At 40.6% G+C, this 22,675-nt stretch carries 15 protein-coding genes; 11 read left to right on the forward strand and 4 right to left on the reverse strand.

Annotated elements, in window-relative coordinates:
- The first annotated feature begins 10 nt into the window (after positions 1-10).
- The 11 genes from gmd (at position 11) to ligA (ending at position 16,938) form a co-directional block, all read left to right on the forward strand.
- Positions 11-979, forward strand: a complete 969-nt coding sequence (gene gmd, locus QP775_RS12510) for a GDP-mannose 4,6-dehydratase (RefSeq protein ID WP_285106397.1) — start codon at positions 11-13, stop codon at positions 977-979.
- Between the two features lie 28 nt (positions 980-1,007).
- Positions 1,008-1,967 (forward strand): GDP-mannose 4,6-dehydratase, encoded by a 960-nt coding sequence (locus QP775_RS12515; RefSeq protein WP_285106460.1) that lies wholly within the window; start codon positions 1,008-1,010, stop codon positions 1,965-1,967.
- Positions 1,960-2,736, forward strand: coding sequence for an ABC transporter permease (locus QP775_RS12520; RefSeq protein ID WP_285106399.1), 777 nt, complete (start codon positions 1,960-1,962; stop codon positions 2,734-2,736). The genes QP775_RS12515 and QP775_RS12520 overlap by 8 nt, the downstream gene beginning before the upstream one ends.
- Positions 2,737-2,750: 14 nt before the next feature.
- Positions 2,751-3,974, forward strand: a complete 1,224-nt coding sequence (locus tag QP775_RS12525) for an ABC transporter ATP-binding protein (protein ID WP_285106401.1) — start codon at positions 2,751-2,753, stop codon at positions 3,972-3,974.
- A 1-nt stretch (position 3,975) separates the two neighbouring features.
- On the forward strand, positions 3,976-5,259 hold the full coding sequence (locus QP775_RS12530; RefSeq protein WP_285106403.1) for a class I SAM-dependent methyltransferase: 1,284 nt from the start codon (positions 3,976-3,978) through the stop codon (positions 5,257-5,259).
- A 21-nt stretch (positions 5,260-5,280) separates the two neighbouring features.
- Positions 5,281-7,491: a glycosyltransferase gene (locus QP775_RS12535; RefSeq protein ID WP_285106405.1), complete on the forward strand. Its 2,211-nt coding sequence runs from the start codon at positions 5,281-5,283 to the stop codon at positions 7,489-7,491.
- 64 nt (positions 7,492-7,555) lie between these two features.
- Entirely contained in the window at positions 7,556-8,980 is a 1,425-nt protein-coding gene (locus tag QP775_RS12540; protein WP_285106407.1) for an MBOAT family O-acyltransferase, read from the forward strand.
- Between the two features lie 30 nt (positions 8,981-9,010).
- A complete protein-coding gene (locus QP775_RS12545) occupies positions 9,011-10,540 on the forward strand; it encodes an alginate O-acetyltransferase AlgX-related protein (protein ID WP_285106409.1) in 1,530 nt (509 codons plus the stop codon).
- 567 nt (positions 10,541-11,107) lie between these two features.
- Positions 11,108-11,815, forward strand: coding sequence for a heptaprenylglyceryl phosphate synthase (pcrB, locus tag QP775_RS12550; RefSeq protein WP_285106462.1), 708 nt, complete (start codon positions 11,108-11,110; stop codon positions 11,813-11,815).
- Positions 11,816-12,122: 307 nt separating this feature from the next.
- On the forward strand, positions 12,123-14,567 hold the full coding sequence (gene pcrA, locus QP775_RS12555; RefSeq protein WP_285106411.1) for a DNA helicase PcrA: 2,445 nt from the start codon (positions 12,123-12,125) through the stop codon (positions 14,565-14,567).
- Positions 14,568-14,886: 319 nt separating this feature from the next.
- Positions 14,887-16,938 carry an NAD-dependent DNA ligase LigA gene (gene ligA / locus QP775_RS12560; protein WP_285106413.1) on the forward strand — a complete coding sequence of 684 codons (2,052 nt, stop codon included), beginning with the start codon at positions 14,887-14,889 and terminating at the stop codon, positions 16,936-16,938.
- A 385-nt stretch (positions 16,939-17,323) separates the two neighbouring features.
- Here the strand turns inward: ligA and QP775_RS12565 are convergent, their stop codons facing one another.
- The 4 genes from QP775_RS12565 to QP775_RS12580 all read right to left on the reverse strand — a co-directional run bounded on the left by QP775_RS12565 (position 17,324) and on the right by QP775_RS12580 (position 22,641).
- Positions 17,324-17,713 carry a DUF5684 domain-containing protein gene (locus tag QP775_RS12565; protein WP_239328737.1) on the reverse strand — a complete coding sequence of 130 codons (390 nt, stop codon included), beginning with the start codon at positions 17,711-17,713 and terminating at the stop codon, positions 17,324-17,326.
- A 147-nt stretch (positions 17,714-17,860) separates the two neighbouring features.
- Positions 17,861-19,612, reverse strand: a complete 1,752-nt coding sequence (locus QP775_RS12570; protein WP_285106415.1) for an alpha-glycosidase — start codon at positions 19,610-19,612, stop codon at positions 17,861-17,863.
- A gap of 187 nt (positions 19,613-19,799) precedes the next feature.
- On the reverse strand, positions 19,800-21,479 hold the full coding sequence (locus QP775_RS12575; protein ID WP_483312013.1) for an alpha-amylase family glycosyl hydrolase: 1,680 nt from the start codon (positions 21,477-21,479) through the stop codon (positions 19,800-19,802).
- Positions 21,480-21,591: 112 nt separating this feature from the next.
- Positions 21,592-22,641, reverse strand: a complete 1,050-nt coding sequence (locus QP775_RS12580) for a LacI family DNA-binding transcriptional regulator (RefSeq protein ID WP_239328734.1) — start codon at positions 22,639-22,641, stop codon at positions 21,592-21,594.
- Positions 22,642-22,675 lie beyond the last annotated feature (34 nt).

Raw genomic sequence — 22,675 nt, forward strand, 5'->3', positions numbered from 1 at the left:
GATATGCATTGTGGAAAAACGCGCATTGATTACGGGAATTACAGGACAAGACGGTTCTTACTTAGCGGAATTATTATTGGAAAAAGGATATAAAGTATTCGGATTAAGAAGAAGAACCAGTGTTCCGATTATGGAGAATATTGAACATATAAAGAATGAGATTGAATTTATTGATGGCGATCTTCTGGATCTTACCTCGCTCATGCAAGCGGTTAAGATTGCGAATCCTGATGAAGTCTATAACTTGGCTGCCCAATCTTTTGTAGGTACTTCTTGGACACAACCGGGATTGACTGCTCAAGTGACAGCGCTAGGGGTTACTAACATGTTGGAAGCAGTTCGCCTAGTTAAGCCTGAAGCACGCTTCTATCAAGCTTCGAGCAGTGAGATGTTTGGCAAAGTAATGGAGACTCCTCAAAAAGAAACAACGCCTTTTTATCCTCGGAGCCCTTATGGTGTGGCAAAGGTTTACGGGCATTGGATTACTGTCAACTATCGTGAAAGTTATAACATGTTCGCTTGCTCAGGTATCTTGTTTAACCATGAATCTCCACGTCGTGGTGTAGAGTTCGTTACTCGTAAAGTAACGGATGCTGTGGCTCGTATCAAACTTGGACTGCAATCCGAGCTTCGAATGGGGAATTTGGACGCCAAGCGGGACTGGGGTTTTGCTGGAGACTATGTAAAAGCGATGTGGTTGATGCTTCAACAAGATACGCCGGATGATTATGTTATTTCTACCAATGAAACCCATACGGTGGAAGAATTAGTGGAAATTGCATTTGGACATGCAGGACTTAATTGGAAAGAATACGTGGTGATTGATCCTAAGTTTGTTCGTCCTGCTGAAGTTGATCTTTTGCTAGGGGATTGCACCAAGGCTAAACAACAGCTAGGTTGGGAACTTGAGGTAGGTTTTGAACAGCTTATTAAGATGATGGTTGATAGTGATGTAAATAAATACCAAAAACTAAACTGATCTGTGGGTGTTGTTTATGTCTAGAGTCATGATAACAGGTGGGACAGGGTTTGTTGGTCGACATTTGGCTAACTACATAAATTCACTTAATGATGGACACCAAATATGGTGTACTTATGCGAATGAAGTGCCCCACATAAATAGCAGCTTCAATTATATTCGAATGCCCTTGGGCGATCCATTAACTATAAAAAAAGTAATAAAAGACGTTATGCCAGATATTGTTTTTCATCTTGCAGGGCAAAGTAATGTTCATAAGTCATGGGAAAATAAAATTGGGACATTTGAAGTTAATTTGAATGGAACAATTTTTTTGTTAGATGCAATTAAAGAGATAGTGCCTTATTCAGTCATAGTAACTATAGGATCTTCTGAAGAATATGGTTTGAAAAATACGGAAGACATGCCTCTTGTAGAGAGTTCTACGCTTACACCAACCAATCCTTACGGTTTGAGTAAGATGGCCATGGGTATGATTTCCCAACAATACAACAAAGCCTATGGATTAAAAACAATACATGTGAGGCCCTTCAATCACATTGGACCAGGGCAATCAAGCGGCTTTGTTGTACCGGACTTGATTAATCAAATAGTATCGATAGAATCAGCCCTTGATAAAGATCCGATAATTTATACAGGTAATTTAAGCTCAATAAGAGATTTTACAGACGTAAGAGATATCGTAAAAGCTTATTGGTTGTTAGCTATATCTGAAATATCAGGTGAAGTATATAATGTATCAAGTGGTATAGGAAGATCTGTAGAGAATCTATTAGATATAATGATTAGTTATTCTACAAGAGAGATCACTGTAAGAAAAGATCTGAAAAGGTACAGACCATTGGACAATCCAATTTATATTGGAGATAACAATAAATTGATTAATCACACAGGTTGGGGTACTCAGATAGACATACACAAAACTATTCGAGACGTAATGATAGAAAGAAGAACCTTGGTTAAACAGGAGAAAATTGCAAATGATTAATAGCTTACGACAACTATATGCTTATAGACAGATGCTATACAGCTTAGTATTAACTGATTTGAGAACCCGATATAAGGGTTCTCTACTTGGCTTTTTATGGACTTTCTTAAATCCCTTGTTAATGCTAGTAGTGTATAGTGTTATATTTTCTACAATAATGAGAATTAATATAGAAAATTACCCTATGTTTCTGTTTATAGGGTTATTGTCTTGGAATTTCTTCTCTAATAGTATTATTGCTAGTGCTGGTGTAGTAATAAGACAAGGTAATCTCGTAAAAAAAATATATTTCCCTAGAATTATACTTCCATTATCTGTTGTAGGAGCAGGACTAGTGAATTTTCTGTTGTCGATTGTAATACTAGTACCAGCTCTGTATCTATTTGGCCTTCCTTTAAGTGTGAATGCCATCTATTTTTTGTTAATTCTTGTGATACAAACTATATTTACAATTGGTCTGTCATTTATTGTATCATCTTTGAATGTCTATTTTAGAGACCTAGAGCATATTCTAACTATTTTGTTGATGGTATGGTTTTACCTAACTCCAGTTCTATATACTGCTGATATGGTTCCGGTACAATTTAAATACCTGTTTGAATTAAATCCAATGAATCCGATTATAACCGCATATCATAATATTTTTTATGATCATATTACTCCTGACTTTTTATCATTGGCAATAATTTTCATTATAGGAATAATAATGTTGATTTCAGGTTCATTATTATTTCAAAGACTGCAAAAGAAATTTGCAGAGGAACTATAGTAGGAGGATTTAATGTGGATGTAATACAATTAAAAAATGTTTCTAAGACTTTTAAAATATACCAAGAGAAGAACACAACATTAAAAGAGCGCCTTGTTTATGCAGGTAGAACTAAATATATAGAGTACAAAGCATTGCAAGATATAAGCTTAACAATTAAAAGCGGCCAAACTATTGGGTTGATTGGGAAAAATGGCTCAGGCAAAAGCACGTTATTGAAAATAATAACGAAGATAATATATCCAGATAATGGACATGTTGGGGTTTTTGGGAAAATATCCAGTTTGCTTGAGCTAGGAGCAGGATTCCATCCTGATTTTTCTGGTCGAGAAAATATTTATATGAATGCTTCTATATTAGGATATTCTAAAAAAGAAATTGATCTAAGAATGAATGACATAATATCTTTTTCCGAATTAGAAGATTTTATTGATAATCCTGTTCGTAGTTATTCATCTGGTATGTACATGAGACTGGCCTTTTCAATAGCTATTAATGTAGATCCTGATATTCTGCTTGTAGATGAGGTGCTCGCAGTTGGGGACGCATCTTTTCAAAGAAAATGTATAAATCGTATTCAAGAGTTAAAGCAGAGAGGGAAAACAATAGTATTTGTATCTCATGACCATGGGATTATGGAGAAGCTATGTGATCAAGTTTATTGGATAAACGACGGAAGGGTTGCAGAGTGTGGAGATCCTCGAATAGTAATTAATCAGTATTTAACTTTTTTAAGCGATAATGAGGAGAAAAGGCATCAACTAGAAGAGATAAAGGAAGGTGCGGAGGAAAAAAATCCGACCATTATCAATTCAGAAGAAAGACCTAGTGTTGAAATTAGCAGGGTGAGAATATTAGATAAATTCTCTAATGAGAGATACGTGCTACAGACCGATGATCAATATATTTTTGAGATTTACTATAGGGTGCATAAAAAAGTGAAGTCAATTTGTTTTGGTATTGCGATAAATAATGGGGATGGGGTGTTATGTTACGGGACAAATACTTACATTGATAGAATAGATCTTTCGGATTTGCCTGATAGTGGGAGCATAGGGTTTAGTATTAATTCACTTTCTTTGTTACCAGGTACTTATTTTTTAGATGTTGCATCACATAGTGATGATGGTATTCCTTACGATTATAAAAGAAAATGCAACAAATTTGAAGTTAGATCGTTGCAAACAGATATTGGACTTGTGAGAATTTCACATTCTTGGGAAATAAAAGGAGAATAATATGAAGAAGCAGGCTGAGCTAATCGTTGATAATTTAGAGAGAAAACTCAAGATGATCTCTGGCGGGTATAGTTCCTCCAACTTGGAAATGGAATTAGAGCATATGAAATGGTTTATTCATCATGCAAACCTTACTGTTGATACAAGCCAGGGAGGAACTATTCACTCAAACCGTACTGGCATTTTTGCGAAGTTGATAGTATTTACGAAAAAGGTAGTTAGAAAGCTTTTAAAACCTATTACAAAGATAGTAATGTTGAAACAAGTTGAATTCAATGGATATATTGTTAATTATTTGAATAAAGCACATTTGTTGACTGAACGAGATGATAAGACATTATCAATATTGGAAGAAAAGATTAAAGAATCTAAACTCCTATTGGAAAAGGAAATATTATCTATTCGTTCTGAATTGGAGATATTAACTGAAGAAAATAGACGAGTTAAGACAGTTAACCTTGAGAATGAGGTTCTATATAAATCCAATATTAATGAATTAATTAATCAAATTAATATGATGAAAAATGAAATATTAACTATGTTCCATGATACAAAAAGCGAGAATGAAAGATTAGTAACAGACAACAGTGTTAAAGTGGAAAGTAAACAAAATGAGTTGGAAACTAAGATTAAACATTACGAGCAGTATATGTATGAACAAGAGGCGAGATTAATCAATAGAATGGAAAATATAAGAGGAGAAATATTTCATGAAATCAAAAATAATACCAGTCAAAATGACAAAATGATTTCAATAAATGTGCAATACAGAGCTTCTTTTTACAAAAAAGAAAAAGAAATGGGAGATAATATAAGAATCAATTTAGGATGTGGTCGAATACCAAAGCAAGATTATATTAATATTGACGGTAGACCACTTGATGCTGTTGACCTAGTTGCTGATGTTACCGAATTACCTTTTGAGGATGGAACTATCTCTGAAATATATTCAGCGCACCTAGTAGAACATTTTGAACACACTCAAATTAATGGAATAGTGGATCATTGGTACAAAACTCTCAAGACAGGTGGGAAGGTTACTGTCATTTGCCCAGACTGGACGAGTATGATGAAAGAATACGTTAATGGCAATATATCATTTGAAGATATGAGAGAAGTTACCTTTGGCGGTCAGGAATATGCAGGGAATTATCACTATAATATGTTCTCACCTGAATCGTTAACTGCTTTATTAATATCCGTAGGTTTTAAAAATATTAAAGTAATTGAACTAGGAAGAAAAAATGGTGCTTGCTTAGAGATGGAAATAAGAGCAGAAAAATAGTTGTGCTGGAGGGTATACTTAATGGATTCACCTAGGGTGTCGATAGTAATCTGCACTACAAATAGATTAGATACATTAAAATATGTGTTTCATGGGTTAAATAATCTAAATTATGATAACTTTGAAGTAATAGTTGTAAATGGCCCTTCCACAGATGGGACAACAGAGTTTCTTTCTAATGTTGATGGAATAAAAGTATATCAAAACAATCAATTTAATCTATCAATTTCAAGAAATATCGGGATAAGAGCAGCCGGTGGTGAAATAGTAGTCTTTATTGACGATGATGCGATACCTAATGCAGAATGGTTAAAAGAAGTTGTCGCTTCATTTACAAAAGATGAAGAAGTTACTGGTGTTGGTGGGAAAGTTTATGATTCCAGAAGAGGACAAGGCAATTTGCAGTTTAAATATGGAATTGTCAATCAGTATGGCGAGATAAAAGATATTAGGAATGAGCCGGGACAGTGTAACGATAAAGAAGGATTTTGGTTTAATAGGCAAATGGGTACCAATGCAACGTATAGACGCGATGCCTTAATAGATGTTGGGGGATTTGATGAGTTTTTTGAATATATTCATGATGAGACAGATTTATGTCTAAGGTTAATTCAGAAAGGTTATAAAATAATCCATCATGAGAGAGCAGTGGTATTTCATTACCCAGCAAAGAGTCATAATAGAAAATCATTTTATGAGATTAACTGGTTCGCAGAGGTGAAGAATAACGTTTATTTTGCTTTAAAAAATACAAGGGGTATGAAACGTCCAATAGGGTATTTTAAAACTATAAAAAGATATTCTGGTTTATTAAGATCATTTTTAAGCTGGTATAAAAATAAAAACATAGACGGTAAGAAATTTATAAAATTCAATAGAATGTGGTTCAAAGGATTACTTCATGGCACTGTATCTGGTTTATTACGAAAAAGAAGTTTTATGGACTCTTCTGAAATTTCGTACACTGATTTTCTTTTATACAAAAAGCAAATAAAACCTGAGTTTACAATGGAGACTGCTATGCTAAAAATAGGATTATTGAGTATTGACTATCCTCCTATCGGGCACGGAGGGATCGCATCATATACGTTTGATTTAGCGAATGGACTTGTAGATTTTGGTCACGAAGTTCATGTCATTACACGAGGAGAGCGGGAACAAGTGACGTCCTCAAGAGAAGGTTTATTTATTCATGCAATTGTTCCTACGAACTGCCCGACAACTGAGTTGAATGAATTTCCAGAATCTAAAGGCAAACTAGATTACAGTTATTCTGTTAATTCTAAAATTAATCAAATTGTATTAGAGTATAAATTAGACATAATCGAAAGCCCTATCTGGAATGCTGAAGGTTATATATATTCTTTAAATAAATCAGTTCCGTTGGTAACGAGATTACAGACACCTCTTAAGAAGCTAATTGAAGTTCATGAAATGAAAAACACGCTCGATTTGGAAGTTTCGACAACCTTAGAGAGAAGGCTACTCGAAAATTCGGACGGTATTATTGGTATTAGTAACAACATTATTAGTACAATAAGTGAACTTTATAATATTGACCTCAATAAAAAAATGTGTGAGATGATCCCTATAGGAATAAAAGAAGTGGATCTAACAGAACGAAAGGTTAATAGCAAACCCAAAATACTATTTGTAGGCAGATTAGAAAAAAGGAAGGGGATTTTAGAGCTTATTGACGCTGCTATCGAGTTGTTGAAGCAGAAATTTGAATTTGAGCTGATTATTGCTGGTCAAGATAATAGTAGACACGATGGTTTTTATAAGAAAACAGGTAAAACGTACAAAGAATATTTTGAAGAACAGACAAAAACTATGGATATTAGTGATGTTCAGTTTTATGGATTTGTTGATGATAATACTTTACACGAGTTATATGCTTCATGTGATATCTTTGTTGCACCTTCACTTTATGAATCCTTTGGAATTATATATTTAGAAGCAATGAGATACGGTAAACCTGTTATTGGCTGCAGTACGGGAGGAGTAAAAGAGATTGTCGATGAGAGTTGTGGAATACTCATAGAGCCCAAAGATTCTATGGAGTTATTTAAAGCACTTTCTACATTGATAAAAGACACGACTCTTAGAGAAAGCCTTGGGAGGAATGGTTTACAGAAATATCAGCAGCAGTTTAGCGTTGAAAAAATGGTAAAAAGCTCGGAAGATTTTTATAAATATACAATTTTTGGTTTGAAAAACGAAGAGATATAATAAGCGAAATAGCGTATTTCATAATTATTGATACGCTATTTTACTATAATCTGGGGGATATTAAATGGTATTTGCATCACCGTTATTCATATTTGTTTTTATGCCAATCTTCTTTATAGTTTATTTTCTAACTAATAATCAGTATAAGAATAGAGTTCTTTTAATAGCAAGTTTATTATTTTTTTTATGGGGTGCACCGTCATTCTCATTTGTAATAATTCTATCTTTAGTTGTAGATTGGCAATTAGGTAATTTGATTTTTAAATATAATGCAGAAGTAATGAAAAAAAAGTATTTTTTTGTAGTATCATTGATTCTAAATATAGGAATGTTAGGATACTTTAAGTATTGCAACTTTTTTGTGGATAACATCAATTCTTTATTAAGATATTTTAACATTCATGTAATAGAGTGGACTCAAGTCGGCCTACCTATTGGTATTTCGTTCCTTGTTTTCCATAAAATAAGTTATATTATAGATGTTTATAGAAATGTAAAGAAACCTACCGAAACAATTAGTTCTTACTTAATATATATATTAATGTTTCCGATGGTTATAGCAGGACCGATTATCAAGTATCAAGATATTGTTGATCAAATAAGAAAGAGAAATAATAGTATTGACAATATTATTCAGGGTCTATACAGGTTTGTGTTAGGTCTTACAAAAAAGGTGTGGTTTGCAGACAGCTTTGGCAATGTTGCAGATAACATTTTTTCTGTACCATCAGGTGATGTAGGATTTTATCATTCATGGTTAGGAATTTTATGCTACACACTTCAAATTTATTTTGATTTTTCCGGTTATGCAGATATGGCAATTGGGTTATGTAAGATGATGGGCTTTGATATTAAAGAAAACTTCAACAAACCATACATATCCCAAAATATAACAGAGTTTTGGAGGAGATGGCACATATCTCTTTCGAACTGGATGAGAGATTATATATATATACCATTAGGAGGTAATAGATGCTCTAAATTTAGAAATTACTTCAACTTGTGGGTTGTTTTCTTGATATCAGGTCTTTGGCACGGGGCGAGTTGGACATTTGTTATATGGGGAGCTTTTCATGGGTTGTGTATCATTTTTGATAAAATATTCTGGTTGGATTTTTCTAAAAAAATACCAAGAATATTGAATATTTTCATAACCTTTATTCTAATAATGTTTAGCTGGGTTTTATTTAGATCCGAGACGATAGATTATGCACTCAACTTTATGAGATCAATGTTTAGCATGTTTAAACAGACAGTTGATCCTTCTCTCGAAATTTTGAATATAAGTAGTAGCATTTATATAATGTTGTTACTAGGCTTGATAGTAGTATTTATTCCGATGTTCACCAAATTTGAAAAAGTAGTAAATAAAATTAGTTGGGTTAAACATGATGTGTTTAGGATATTTATTATTGTTCTATTGTTAATTTTATCGATCTCAAAGTGCGTGTCCACTACCTTTAGTCCTTTTATATATTTTAGATTTTAAACTTTGGTTATACTTGGAGAATTTAAATTTATGAAAAATTTTTTTTATAAGCAAACATTTATTATATTCATTATTATTTTCTTTTGTTTGCCATTATTACAAATGATTTATAATATTTTCCCTTCTCTTAAGACGAGTGGGGTTGAGGTTTCTCAAAAGAAACCCACATTTACTATTGCTAATTTTTTATCAGGAAATTTTCAAGAGGAATATAACTCTTGGTTTAATCAAAATGTTGGTTTTAAAGAATACTTTATTCGAACTAACAATCAAATTTACTATTCATTATTTAATGATACGCCGAATAACAGTACTCTATTAGTGGGGAAAAATAAAAATCTTTTTGAAAAACATTACATTAAGGAATACTTTAATATAACACCTCCAATTGATATAGCCCTCTTGGAGAGTAAAATTAAACAAATTAAAGAGTTACAACTTTTACTTAAAAAGAGAGGCATTGCCTTTTTACTGGTTGTGACTCCTAGCAAAGCCTCGATATATCCAGAGTATATTTCGAATGTTTTAAATTCTCAAAATGAGAAGCCTAGAAATTACAATAATTTAATTCCTTTATTGGATAAATATAAAATTAATTATGTGGATGGGCATGAAATTACCCGATTGAAGAGGAATCAAGGACAGTATCCTTTATTCCCTGAGGGCGGAACTCACTGGAATAAGTTAGGCGCCTTATACACTACTCAAGCCATTATTGATAATTTACAGGAGCAATTGTCTCAAGATTTGACTAAACTTTCTTTAGAGGATGTAAAAATCGATAATAATCCTATAGGCTCAGACAAAGATATCGCTCAGCTGTTGAATTTATGGAATACCCCAGATAACTTCGAGGCATATCACCCGATAATAAATGCAACAGCGGGTAAGCACTATAAGCCTCGAATTTTAATCGAAGGCGGAAGTTTTGATGATTTAATTATTGAACTTTTACATGAGTATAAAGTTACCTCATCTATTGATTTTTATTTTTATTATAAACGATTAGTTACTTATGAAATTGGAAAAGAGAGATCTGATAAGGGTCCGGTGAATTCGATTGATTGGGAAACGGATGTATTTAATAAAGATGCAATTATTGTTGAAATGAATGAACAAAATATACCGAAAATATTAGATGGATTTATACAAGATGCTTTAAATAAGCTAGACATTCAAGAAATAAGTTTTGATTATATTGATAAGAATGTAAGTCAGATTGACATCAAAGGTAAAATTGGATATCTGCTTAAAAAGGGTGCTAAGAATCAGACGGTTTTTCTAAGCAAATCGGGGTTGAATCTATCTCAGAATACGGACTATTTATTGTCATATAAGGCAAAAGGGTATAATAAACTGAACGTTGATTTATTTCCTGATAATCTACCGGAATATCGGAACGAGGATATTGGCAATGACTTTAAAGAGTTTAATGTAGTGTTTAATTCTTCTAGTGAAAGTATGAAAGATTCAAAATTGCGTTTCTTTGTGGATGGTATTAACGAAATGGACAAAGATATTATTATTTACGATATTAAATTCGAAAAAGTAGGAAAGTAATTTTGATAGGTGTTCAATAAAACTACGACCCGGAAGATGACAATCATGTAGATGTCTATCCTTCGGGCCGTAGTTTTTGCATGAGAGATACCGTTATGAATACTTTATGGTATTTTCTCTGAATGAGTATGTCAATTAATTTTAGATTGTAATTAAGCCAGAACTCAATTCGTTCATTTTACTTATTAATACTGTCAATGGACTCTGCAATCAACAAACTGGCGTTTGTTCAACTGAAAAGCAGAACTCTTGAAGTGACACTCCTTGACAAATAATCCTTACTTCTTGCAATTATATCACATCCTTAACTAGGTATTAGAAATAATCCTAATACTAATAGAAAACCTATATTATACTACTCATTTTAGAGTAGATCTTGGAATATAACAGTAAATGCGAACATCCATTCTTTTTCTGCTCCCATTTCATTGACACCCCCTTTCCGCTGGCTTAGACTTATTCTGTTAGGCCCATCTTATGGGCCATTGGTCAGTGCTTGTATGCGCTGGAGCGTGAGATGTATATACAGAGAGTGGAGGAACTGAAGTGGCGGCTTCCGCAAATGGAATGAGTGCAATTCATGATATACAGTTAAGACAATGGAAACATGTATTTAAGCTTGATCCGGACAAAGAAATTAACGATGAGTGTCTGGAGCGGATATGTATGTCCGGTTCTGATGCCATTATGGTTGGAGGATCAAGTGGAGTTACATTTGAGAATACAGTGGACCTGATGGCGCGCGTTCGCAGATTTGCACTGCCTGTGGTACAGGAGGTATCCGATCTGGATGCGGTCGTACCCGGTTTTGACGCGTACTTTATCCCAATGGTGATGAATACAACGAGCACGGATTGGTTAGTAGGCCAGCATAAGCGTGCGATTGAACAATACGGATATATGATGCCGTGGGAAATGATTATTCCAGAGGGGTATATTATTTTGAATCCGGAAGCAACAGCGGCGAAAGTAAGTCAGGCGAATGCAAACCTAACAGCTAAGGAAGCAGCGGCATATGCGCATATTGCGGACAAGCTGATGCGTCTGCCTGTTATATATGCAGAGTACAGCGGAATGTTTGGTGATATGGACACGGTTAGGCAGATTAGGAAGGCGGCAAGCCAGGCGCATGTCATCTATGGCGGTGGTATTCGGACTGTGGAGCAGGCTAGACTGGCTGCGCAAGCTGCGGATACGATTGTGGTAGGTAATGTGGTGTACGAAGACTTGGAGGCTGCTCTTGCTACTGTTGAGGCCGTCAAGGCGAGCGACTAGAAGGTTTAATGTTAGGATTTAAGGATTAACATATTTAAATTGCTGTTATGTAGTTTTTTACTAAAGAAAGTTCATTAAGGCTTGGTATGTATTTAGTGATAAATATAAAATCAGAGGTAGTAGTTGCTTTGCTAGGGAGCTTCTTTGATTAATTGTGTTTTTGAGATCATGGGGACACAATATTTCTTCTTAAGAGTGAGTTTTTGGCATCAGATCAGAGATCCCAATAAGCTTATTTGATGGATAGTCACGATTAATTTATGGATCGTTATAATAAATATTAGGTAGGGAAGGAGCTTGCGGACTTATGTTTGAATTTCTGGAATCAGCGGATGAGGGGAAGAAGCCAGCGAAGATGGCGACGGACATTCATGAGGCGATTAAGAGGCTGAACCCTGAGCAGCGGCGAGCGGTAGAGGCAACGGAAGGACCATTGCTTATTATGGCGGGAGCGGGATCAGGCAAGACACGTGTGCTGACGCACCGTATTGCTTACCTAATCGCGACGCGTAAGGCGGCGCCGTGGAGCATTTTGGCGATTACATTTACAAATAAAGCATCGCGCGAGATGCAGGAGCGTGTTGCCAAGTTAGTTGGACCAGAAGGCCAAGATATTTGGGTTTCTACGTTCCACTCCATGTGTGTACGTATATTACGTCGTGATATTGAGCGAATTGGGTTTTCTTCGAACTTTACGATTCTGGATTCTTCGGATTCCTTGTCGGTTATTCGAGGCATTATGAAGGAACAGAATGTGGATACGAAAAAGTTTGATCCTAAGGCTGTACAGTCCACGATTAGCACCGCAAAGAATGAACTTGTTACGCCGAAGAGATTCGAGGAGAAGATAGGCGATTATTTTGATGGTCTTGTCTCTAAAGTATACACGCAGTATCAGAAGCGGCTTCGTTCGAACAATGCGCTGGACTTTGACGATATCATTATGAAGACAACGCAGTTGTTTAAGGACGAGCCTGAAGTGTTAGATTTCTACCAGAAGAAATTTAAATACATTCATGTTGACGAGTACCAGGATACGAACCGTGCGCAATACATGCTTTGTCGTATGTTAGCGGATCAGCATCGCAATATTTGTGTAGTTGGCGATAGCGACCAATCAATTTATCGCTGGCGGGGGGCGGATATTACGAATATCCTCAATTTTGAAGAGGATTACCCGAATGCAACTACGATTATGCTGGAGCAGAACTACCGTTCGACTGCAAATATTCTGAACGCGGCGAACCAAGTGATTCAGAACAACACGGGACGGAAGCCTAAGAAACTGTGGACAGACAGCGGCGAAGGCAATCCGATCAAAGTGTATCAAGCGGATACGGAGCATGATGAGGGGTATTTTGTAACCGCCGAAATTAAGAAGAATCAAATGAGTGGTAAATCGTACAGCCAGCATGCGATCTTGTATCGGACGAATGCACAGTCTCGTGTAATCGAGGAAATTCTCATTAAATCTGAAATTCCTTACCAGATCGTAGGTGGAATTAAGTTCTACGATCGTAAAGAGATTAAAGACGTGCTGGGATATTTAAGATTAATTTCCAACCCTGACGACGATATCAGTCTGGAGCGGATTGTAAACGTACCGAAGCGAGGCATTGGCGCGACAACAATTGCCAAGCTTGCGGAAGCAGCATCGGAGCGGGGCACGTCGATCATGAAAGTGATTGGCGACATGGATTTGCTTGATATTGCGCCGCGCACGAAGGGCACACTTCGCGAATTCTATAGCATGATCGATAGTTTGAATAAGATGCAGGAATTTGTCTCTGTAACTGAGCTGACGGAGAAGACGTTGGAACTGTCTGAGTATAAGCTTGAGCTGCAGCGTGAGAATACGTTAGAGTCCAAAGCCCGTATGGAGAATATCGACGAGTTCCTGTCGGTAACACAAGAATTTGAGCAGCGTAATGAGGACAGGTCGCTTGTATCCTTCCTGACGGATCTGGCACTCATTGCGGACATTGATTCCATGAACGATGCAGAAGACGAGGAACAGGCCGACTCTGTCATTCTGATGACGATGCACAGCGCTAAGGGGCTGGAGTTTCCCGTTGTGTTTATTATCGGTATGGAGGAAGGGGTATTCCCGCACAGCCGAGCGTTTACGGATAACGAGGAGCTGGAGGAAGAACGGCGCTTAGCGTATGTTGGCATTACGCGGGCGGAGCAGCAGTTGTTCTTGACGTCTGCGCGCACGCGGACTTTGTTTGGACGGACGAATGCGAATCCGTCGTCTCGTTTCTTAGGCGAGATTCCAGACGAGCTGAAGGAAGATGTATCGCCATCTGGCGGACGTTACGGGAGCTTTGATCGTTACGGCCGGCAAGCTGCATCCGCAGGTTATGGTGGGCGCGGACTTGGCTACAATGGTGCAGGCGGTGGATCAGCCGCTGGTACAGCACCTGGCAGTACGGGCTATGGCACAGCAGGGCAAGCGACGGCACGCAGCTCTGCGGGCACATTTGGCGGTGCAATGCGCCCTGCAGGAGCAGGGGGAACAGCAGGTACGAACCGCGTGACGGTGTCTACGCCGCTGGATAAGGCAAAGCAAGCGGGCAGCGGTGATGCAAGTTTCCAGGCTGGCGACAAGGTTTCCCACGGCAAGTGGGGGATCGGGGTAATCGTATCCGTCAAAGGAACAGGGACGGATACCGAGCTGCAGATTGCCTTCCCAGCTCCAGTAGGAGTGAAGCGTTTGTTGGCTGCGTTTGCGCCTGTTACGAAGGTTTGATCTAGAAATATACAAATGAATAAAGTGCAAGCACAGTGTGTGGGTAAAAAATACACTTGTATATTCATTTCTTATTTTCCAGACAATATCTGATAACTAGTACAACTGAACTGTACACGTATCGCGATACTATAGAAGTACATCACGCCCGTCATGGCAGCAATAACAGATACAGGCCATGTGCGGGCGTGTTACATATAAAGTCAGGGTCTAAATACAGGAATAGGATAGGATGCTCTGCTGATCTGCTTAACACAGGCCTACAGAAACACTGATAACTCAAATAGACTTAATCATTAGGAAAGGGGCGTGCCCATACATGACTAGCCAAGCAGCCTCCGCTGAACAACAAGCCCGCATTCAGGAGCTTATAACCGAGCTGAACCGGTACAACTACCATTACTACACGCTCGACAATCCCATTGCAAGCGATAAGGAGTACGATGTGCTCTATGATGAGCTTGTAGTGCTGGAACAGCAGACAAGTGTTGTGCTGCCTAACTCACCCACGCAGCGGGTTGGCGGCGAACTGCTGAACGGGTTTGATCCGCATCGACATCTTGCGCGCCTGTGGAGCCTAGACAAAGCACAGAATGAAGAGGATCTGCAAGCTTGGTACCAGCGTGTCATTAAGCTAATTGCAGATTATAATACTAAGAATCCTAACGCTGAACCACTGCCAGACCCGAATTTTGTCGTGGAGCTGAAGTTTGATGGCCTTACGCTAAATTTGACATACAGCAACGGTGAACTCGTGCAAGCGGCAACACGCGGCAACGGTTCGATTGGAGAGTCTATTCTTCCGCAGGTGAAAACGATTCGCTCTGTACCACTCACAATCCCGTATACGGCTGGCACACTTGAGATTCAAGGCGAAGGAATTATGAATCTATCCGTGCTGGAAGCCTATAACCAGACGGCAGCCGAACCACTTAAAAATGCACGCAACGCTGCAGCAGGCGCCCTGCGCAATCTAAACCCAAAAGTGACGGCGACCCGGAAGCTTAACGCCTTTTTCTATAACGTTGGTTATACGGATGAACTGGCGTTTGACACCCATCAAGAGATGATGCAATTTCTGCGCGACAACGAGTTCAAAGTTAATCCATATGTGACTTACTACAGTACGATTGACGAGGTCAAAGCAGAATTGCAGCGTGTTCAAGAGCAGCGGGCTTCATTGGACTATTTGATTGACGGAGCTGTTGTAAAGCTGACAGACATGCGGACCCGTGAAGTGTTGGGGTACACCGACAAGTTCCCGCGTTGGGCAGTAGCCTTTAAGTTTGAAGCAGAAGAGACAACGACTGTTTTGGAGAGCGTCAGTTGGGAAGTCGGTCGGACGGGGAAAATTACGCCAGTCGCCCGTGTTGAAGCAGTAGAGCTGGCAGGGGTTACGGTTCAAAATTGTACACTGAACAATATCGGGGACATCGAACGTAAGAATCTAAAGTTTGCTCTGGGTTCACGTGTATTTATACGCCGTTCCAATGATGTGATCCCTGAGATATTGGGCAAGGTAACTGAAGAACAGGATGGTCAAGAAATTGTATGTCCAACACAATGCCCTTCCTGCGGCTCAGAATTGGAAATGCGCGGAGCACATTTGTTCTGCAACAATAGACTTGGCTGCAAACCGCAGATCGTAGCAAGGTTGGCTCACTTTGCATCTCGTGACGCGATGGATATCGAGACGTTCAGCGTAATGACAGCAGAGCAGTTGTACGACGAAGTCGAGGTGCGCGATCCGGCTGATCTGTACGCGCTCACTTTCGAGCAGCTTGTAGCATTGAACCGCTTTGGTGAGAAGAAAGCGAACAATTTACTGCAATCACTGGAGACAAGTAAGACGCGGGAGTTGTCCTCCTTCTTGTTTGCGCTGGGCATTCCGAACACAGGTAAGACAACGACACGTGCGCTCGCTGAGCATTATCTTAGCTTGGAAGGTGTCATAAGCGCTACAGCAGAAGAATTGATGGGGCTGCAGGATGTAGGTGCGATTGTAGCAGACAGCATCGTAGGTTACTTTGCCGATCCATTGAATCGGGCGAGTGTGGAGAAGATGCTTGCACTAGGCGTTGCGCCACAGAGCGAGGAGCCAAAGGCACTAGTGAGTACGGATTCTGTCTTCTTTGGCAAAACGGTAGTTCTTACAGGGACGCTGCACCAACTGACGCGCGATGATGCCACTGCTAAGCTGGAAGCTTGCGGCGCGAAGGTAACAGGAAGTGTGTCCAAGAAGACAGATCTTGTGATCGCTGGCGAAAAGGCCGGCAGCAAGCTGGCTAAGGCGGAGCAGCTTGGCATTCAGACGATTACGGATGAAGATGAGTTTGTTCGTTTGCTAAATGAGGCGTTGGGCGAGGGATAAATACAGTATGATATGGCTCAACTCGGTATAGCTGTGGACAGCCAGACTAACCAATACTTCGGGATGTCATAAGATAACCATGTCAATTTGAAGTAAAGCCTTTCGAGTGCAGGTGAGTAGCAATTCACTGTATCCTCTCTTCGCTAGTCAAGGAAAACGATCTTATCCTGAATAAAAAGCTGCAGCGCTAACAGCCCCCATTCCGCGTGGAGTGGGGGCTGCTCGTGTTGCGTTTAACTCCACTATAAAATCCGACCAGACTTGGTACGCCGCCATCTGCTATCGAACCTTGAAGGTTTGCAGTAGGGACGATATTCGTGCTCTATCCCAAACCTGGCTTAAGCGTAGCCAGCCGCTATAAGTTAACAGGTGATACACCTTGATGTTAACGTAGATATAGGACATACCGTACATTGTTGCTAAAGGCCAAGTAGTAAAGGTATACCAGATTAACAACTGGAATAATAAGCAGAATGATTTCAAGTCCGCTCCGGCCGAACGCTTTTATAAATTTGTACATCAAATAAATACTAGCCACAATATTAACAAACGGGATAATGAGGAGTAGGAGGAACCACAAGCTCTCCTGCGCCACCCGGATTACAAGCACGATATTTAAAATGGGAATAAAGGCAAACCAAGACTTGTCGTACCCGGCTTTATTGCCAAGTACATAATAAGGCACTGTTCCGATCAGGTAAAATACCAAATAAAGAAGGATGGAAAATAGACCCCAGCCTAACCCTAGTAGGCCGTCCTCGTAGAAGTTATACATCATATCACTCCTTTGTTATATCGTTCTCATCGTTTTACCTTTCAGGCTGCTAAGCACGCATTAGCACGTATGAGGGATATATTAGAGTATGGTGACATAACTACTTTAATGACCTTGTGTATAGGCTGGGTGAAAAACTAATGAATTTTATTCACGACGTAAAATAAGGGCGCTCATCGCTTCAAGCGAGATGGAAACCTTGCTGCTTTGAACCACAACGGTCTCTCCCGAAACTTCATTGTGCCATTCACCTTGAGGTAACGACAGTCGAACCGTCCGACGACGGGAACTGTTATTGAGCAGCACTATAACATGACTATGCTCGTCAGCACGCTCATATGCGATGACCCGATCATTTTCCTTTGCATACAAAAAGCGGAAGCTGCCGGTGCGAAGCGCTGTATATTTGTGTCTAAATGCTATCGTGTCCTGATAATGCTGCAGCAGTTCTAGATCCTGCTTCGATTCATCCCACTCCATACATTTGCGGCAGTCAGGGTCGTTGCCTCCGTCCAGTCCGATCTCGTCTCCGTAGTAGATACACGGTGTCCCCAGGAAGGTCAGCTGGAACAAAGAAGCCAGCTTCAACTTGCGCTTATCCCCGCCGCATAAAGTCAGTAATCGTGCTGTGTCGTGGCTGTCGAGCAGGTTAAACATCACTTCATTCGCCTGCTGCGGATAACTGGCCAATTGATGTTCGATTGCCTGCGCGAATTGTATGCCGTCGATCTTGCCCTCTGCAAAGAAATCGTGAATGGCATACGTGAACGGATAATTCATGACCGCATCAAACTGATCCCCCTGCAGCCACATCATGCCTTCGTGGAACATCTCACCGAGAATGTACGCTTCTGGATTAACGGCTTTTACTGTCTGTCGGAATTCCCGCCAGAATTGATGATCGACTTCATTAGCGACGTCGAGGCGCCAGCCGTCAATGCCGACTTCTTCAATCCAGTACCGGGCTACTTCAAGCAAATATTGTTTAACCGCTGGATTTTCAGTATTTAATTTTGGCATCATTGGTGTAAAAGCAAACGTATCAAAGGTTGGAATGCCGTCAATGACCGTTAGCGGGAACTGGCGGACATGGAACCAATCTTTGTAGATGGATTCTTCGCCTTTCTCCAACACGTCGACGTAAGGCTCAAAAGTATAACCGCAATGGTTAAACACAGCATCCAGCAGCACCCGAATGCCCTTGCGATGGCAGGCAGCTACCAGTTCCTTGAGCTTTTCGTTAGACCCAAAGTGTGAATCCACTTTCATGTAATCTTTTGTGTCGTATTTGTGATTGGTCGTTGCTTCAAATATTGGCGTAAAATAAATAGCCGTAATACCCAGCTTCGCCAGATGGTCAAGGTGGTCCATTACCCCTTGCAGGTCCCCTCCAAAATAATTGTCCGGTGTCGGTTCGCCTCCCCAAGGCAGTACGCCTTCAGGGTCGTTGTGTGTATCACCGTTTGCAAAGCGCTCCGGGAAGATCTGATAAAAAACAGCATCCTTCACCCAGGCAGGAGGGGTAAATACATCTACGGGGTTCAGAAACGGATACTCGAACCAACTTTTAGTTGGTGTAGGCGTATCCTTTTGAAAACCACGTTCCGTCATCCACACTTCCTCGGTCGATGTTTCCAGCTTAAATACGTACGCGAGTCGACGGAAGGTGGGAACTGTTTCTGCCTGCCAATAGTCAAACAACTCATCTTGGTATAGTCGTGTCATGGATATAGTCGTTGTCCTCTCCAGCCCTTCCCAGCAGTCAAACTTGTCACCGTAGTATACCGTCACACGGCTAACATCGTTTTTCTTAGTGCGAATGCGTACATGAATGGTTTTGCGATCATAGGCATAGGCCCAGTTCTGCTTGGGGCGATGGTAGATAGCTTCTAACAGCATGATGTGATATCTCCTTTAATGTGGGAAAGTGGATTGCTGAATCTTCTGATCTGACGAATGAAGTCATAAACAACTCAGGAACTAAAGACTGAAACAACGAAACAACGAAATAACTAAACAAACAAATAGCCAAACAACGAAACAGCTAACAAAACTAAGTATCTAACGGCCTGATGCCCTGACGAATTCACGGTCCCAGCACTACTGTACTGTAAGGCGGTATCGTGCAAGTACCATTAGCCAGGACTGCCCCATCTATGCTGGAAAATACCAACGACTTCATCGTCTCAGCAGCACCTGATTGCAGCTTAATCTCCTGCTTAGTGCTAGATAAATTGTGCAGTACGAGCCGCACTTCGTCTTTAGTTGCCCGGATATATCCAGCTACTTTGTCCTGACCAGATGTATAGGACTGGATGCCTCCGTTCTGTAGCACTTTGTCGGAATTACGGTATGTGATTAGCTTCTTGTAGTGATGCCATAATGACTGGGGATCCAGCATTTGCTGTTCAGCAGATACCGTCTTCTCATTCGAAGCGGCAGGCTCCCACGAAGTCATGCCGTCAGCCTTGGCATCCATAGACCACTGCATTGGCTCCCGCAGCCGCTCATCTGGTTTCATGCCAAGCATTCCGATTTCTTCACCGTAATAAATAAACGGATTGCCAGGCAGCGTAAGCAGCACGGAAGCTGCCATCTTGGCGTGGTTCACGTTGCTGCCCAATTCACTCATGACGCGGTTTCCGTCATGGTTGGACAGGAAGGGCGCATCGACGAATTGACCGTTGGACTGTTTGCTGTAGTACGTATAAATTCGGCTCAACATCGCGCCGACATCTGCGTCCTTCTCATCTGCTACCATCGAGATCAGTCGCTTAGACAGATCAAAGTTAAATGCAGAGTTCAGTGCTTCATTCAGATACGGACCAATAACAGCCGGGGAGTCCCACACTTCACCGACCAGATAGGTATCTGGTTGGACCTCATTGACGGCTTTTCGGAATTCCTGCCACCATAGTTGATTACTTTTTACAACAGCAGGGTCCTGACTTGTATTCTGAAAGTCTTCGTATACATGCTTGGCGGCATCTAACCGAAATCCATCTACGCCAAGCTTAAGCCAGAATTGCGCGGCTTTTTTAATCTCGGCCCGGACATCGGGGTTATCCATATGCAGATCAGGCATACCTTCCCAGAAGATGCCGAGGTAGTGCTGTCCATTTTTCTGGTGCCAAGCTTGCTGCCCCCAGGCACCTCTGGTAGCGGGATCCAGCTTCAAATCCTCCGCCCACATATACCAATTTCGTTTTGGATGATCTATCCCTTTCATCGATTGGGTGAACCAGGGGTGCTCGCTGCTCGTATGGTTCACGACCAAGTCCATCACAAGTGACATATCGCGTTTGTGGACTTCTGTTAGCAGCCGCTTGAAGTCCTCCATCGTGCCGTAGTCAGGGTTAATGCTGTAATAATCGGTAACATCGTAGCCGTGATAGGAAGGAGAAGGATTAATCGGCATCAGCCACAGATGCTTAACACCAAGGTCTTGCAAGTAATCCAGCTTGGCAGTAATTCCATTTAGATCCCCGATTCCGTCTTTATTGGTGTCATAGAACGAACGGACAAATATTTCATAATAGACACCGCTGCTAGGGCCCATCGGGGTGAGGGCGTCGGTTAACTGTAACGTTTTGTTGACGTCGGATAATGTTGCTTCTACTTGTGGAGACGGTGCGGTTGACTTGCTGGCTGCTGGCGTTGATGTATTGGAGGAGGATTGGCAGCTGGAAGCAAACAGCATCGTTGTGATAGCTAGCGTTGTAAGCAGAAACCGAACAATTGGTTTGGACTTGAACAAATGGATCACGCTCCTTAGTGCAGTGGTGGACATGCATAGCAGGTACAGATCATTTCATTTATCAAGCGGACAGCGGTGAGATACAAATACCTCTAGCGGCTGCAGTACTCTCAAACAACTATTATTTATTCAGCAATGCTGATTCTAATATTTCGACGGGTGCCTGAACCGAATCGCGCCATATGAGCTGATGGGGAATAATGATACGGGCTTGCTCGAAGCCTTCTCCCTTAATACGCTGCACAAGGGCTTGCACGGCCGATTGACCCATCTGGTAGGTGCCAATGTCAACGCTTGAGATTTGCGGCAGACACATCTGAGCCAACAGGGTGTTGTTAAATCCTACTACGCTGCATTCTTCAGGAACACGCAAACCGTTGTTCCACAAGGTGCGGATAATGCTAAATGCCATCACGTCATCAGTTGCGATAATAGCGGTTGGACGTTCTGCTAACGATAAAATTTGCTCGGTGATCTTGGCGGCCGATTCTGGTGTGAATGCGCCCTCATATACATAACCACGATCAAACGGTATGCCAGCTTCCAACAGCGCCTTGCTGAATCCATCCAGTCGGTCCTTGGATACGGTCAAATCAAATGGACCGCTCACAAAGGCGATTCGACGGTGCCCAAGGTTTATGAGGTGCCGTGTGATAGCTTGTGATGCTGCAATGTTGTCGTTATCGACGGAGGTTATGTCACTAAAGTCCTCACTGCGTCCCACGAGCACAAACGGAAACTTTTTCTCGCGAAGAAAGGAGATATTGACATCATCCTTATGCGAGTCCAGCAAAATAATACCGTCAACGTTACGACCACGCACTAATCGCTCTACCGCCTTGACCTCTTCTTCCGCATTGGATCCCGTTGTCATCAGAATATCGTAATGAATGGAGGCTGCTTTGGCCACCATGCCGCGTATAATTTCCGAGAAAAACTGATTCTGTAACAATTCATCTGCAGGGCGAGGAAGCACGATTCCGATATTGTGTGTCGTGTTCGTTACCAGGCTTTTGGCCAACATATTCGGGTGATAGCCGAGTTCATCCATCACCTTGCGTACTTTGCGACTTGTTTTCAGGCTGATCCGCGAATCATTCGAAATGACCCGCGACACAGTCGAAGGGGATACGCCGGCTTGTTCGGCTACATTTACAATCGTTACTGCCATAAATAATACCTCGCTTAACTAGAACTATTCCGAT

The sequence above is a fragment of the Paenibacillus sp. UMB4589-SE434 genome, from assembly GCF_030226685.1.
Taxonomy (GTDB): domain Bacteria; phylum Bacillota; class Bacilli; order Paenibacillales; family Paenibacillaceae; genus Paenibacillus_B.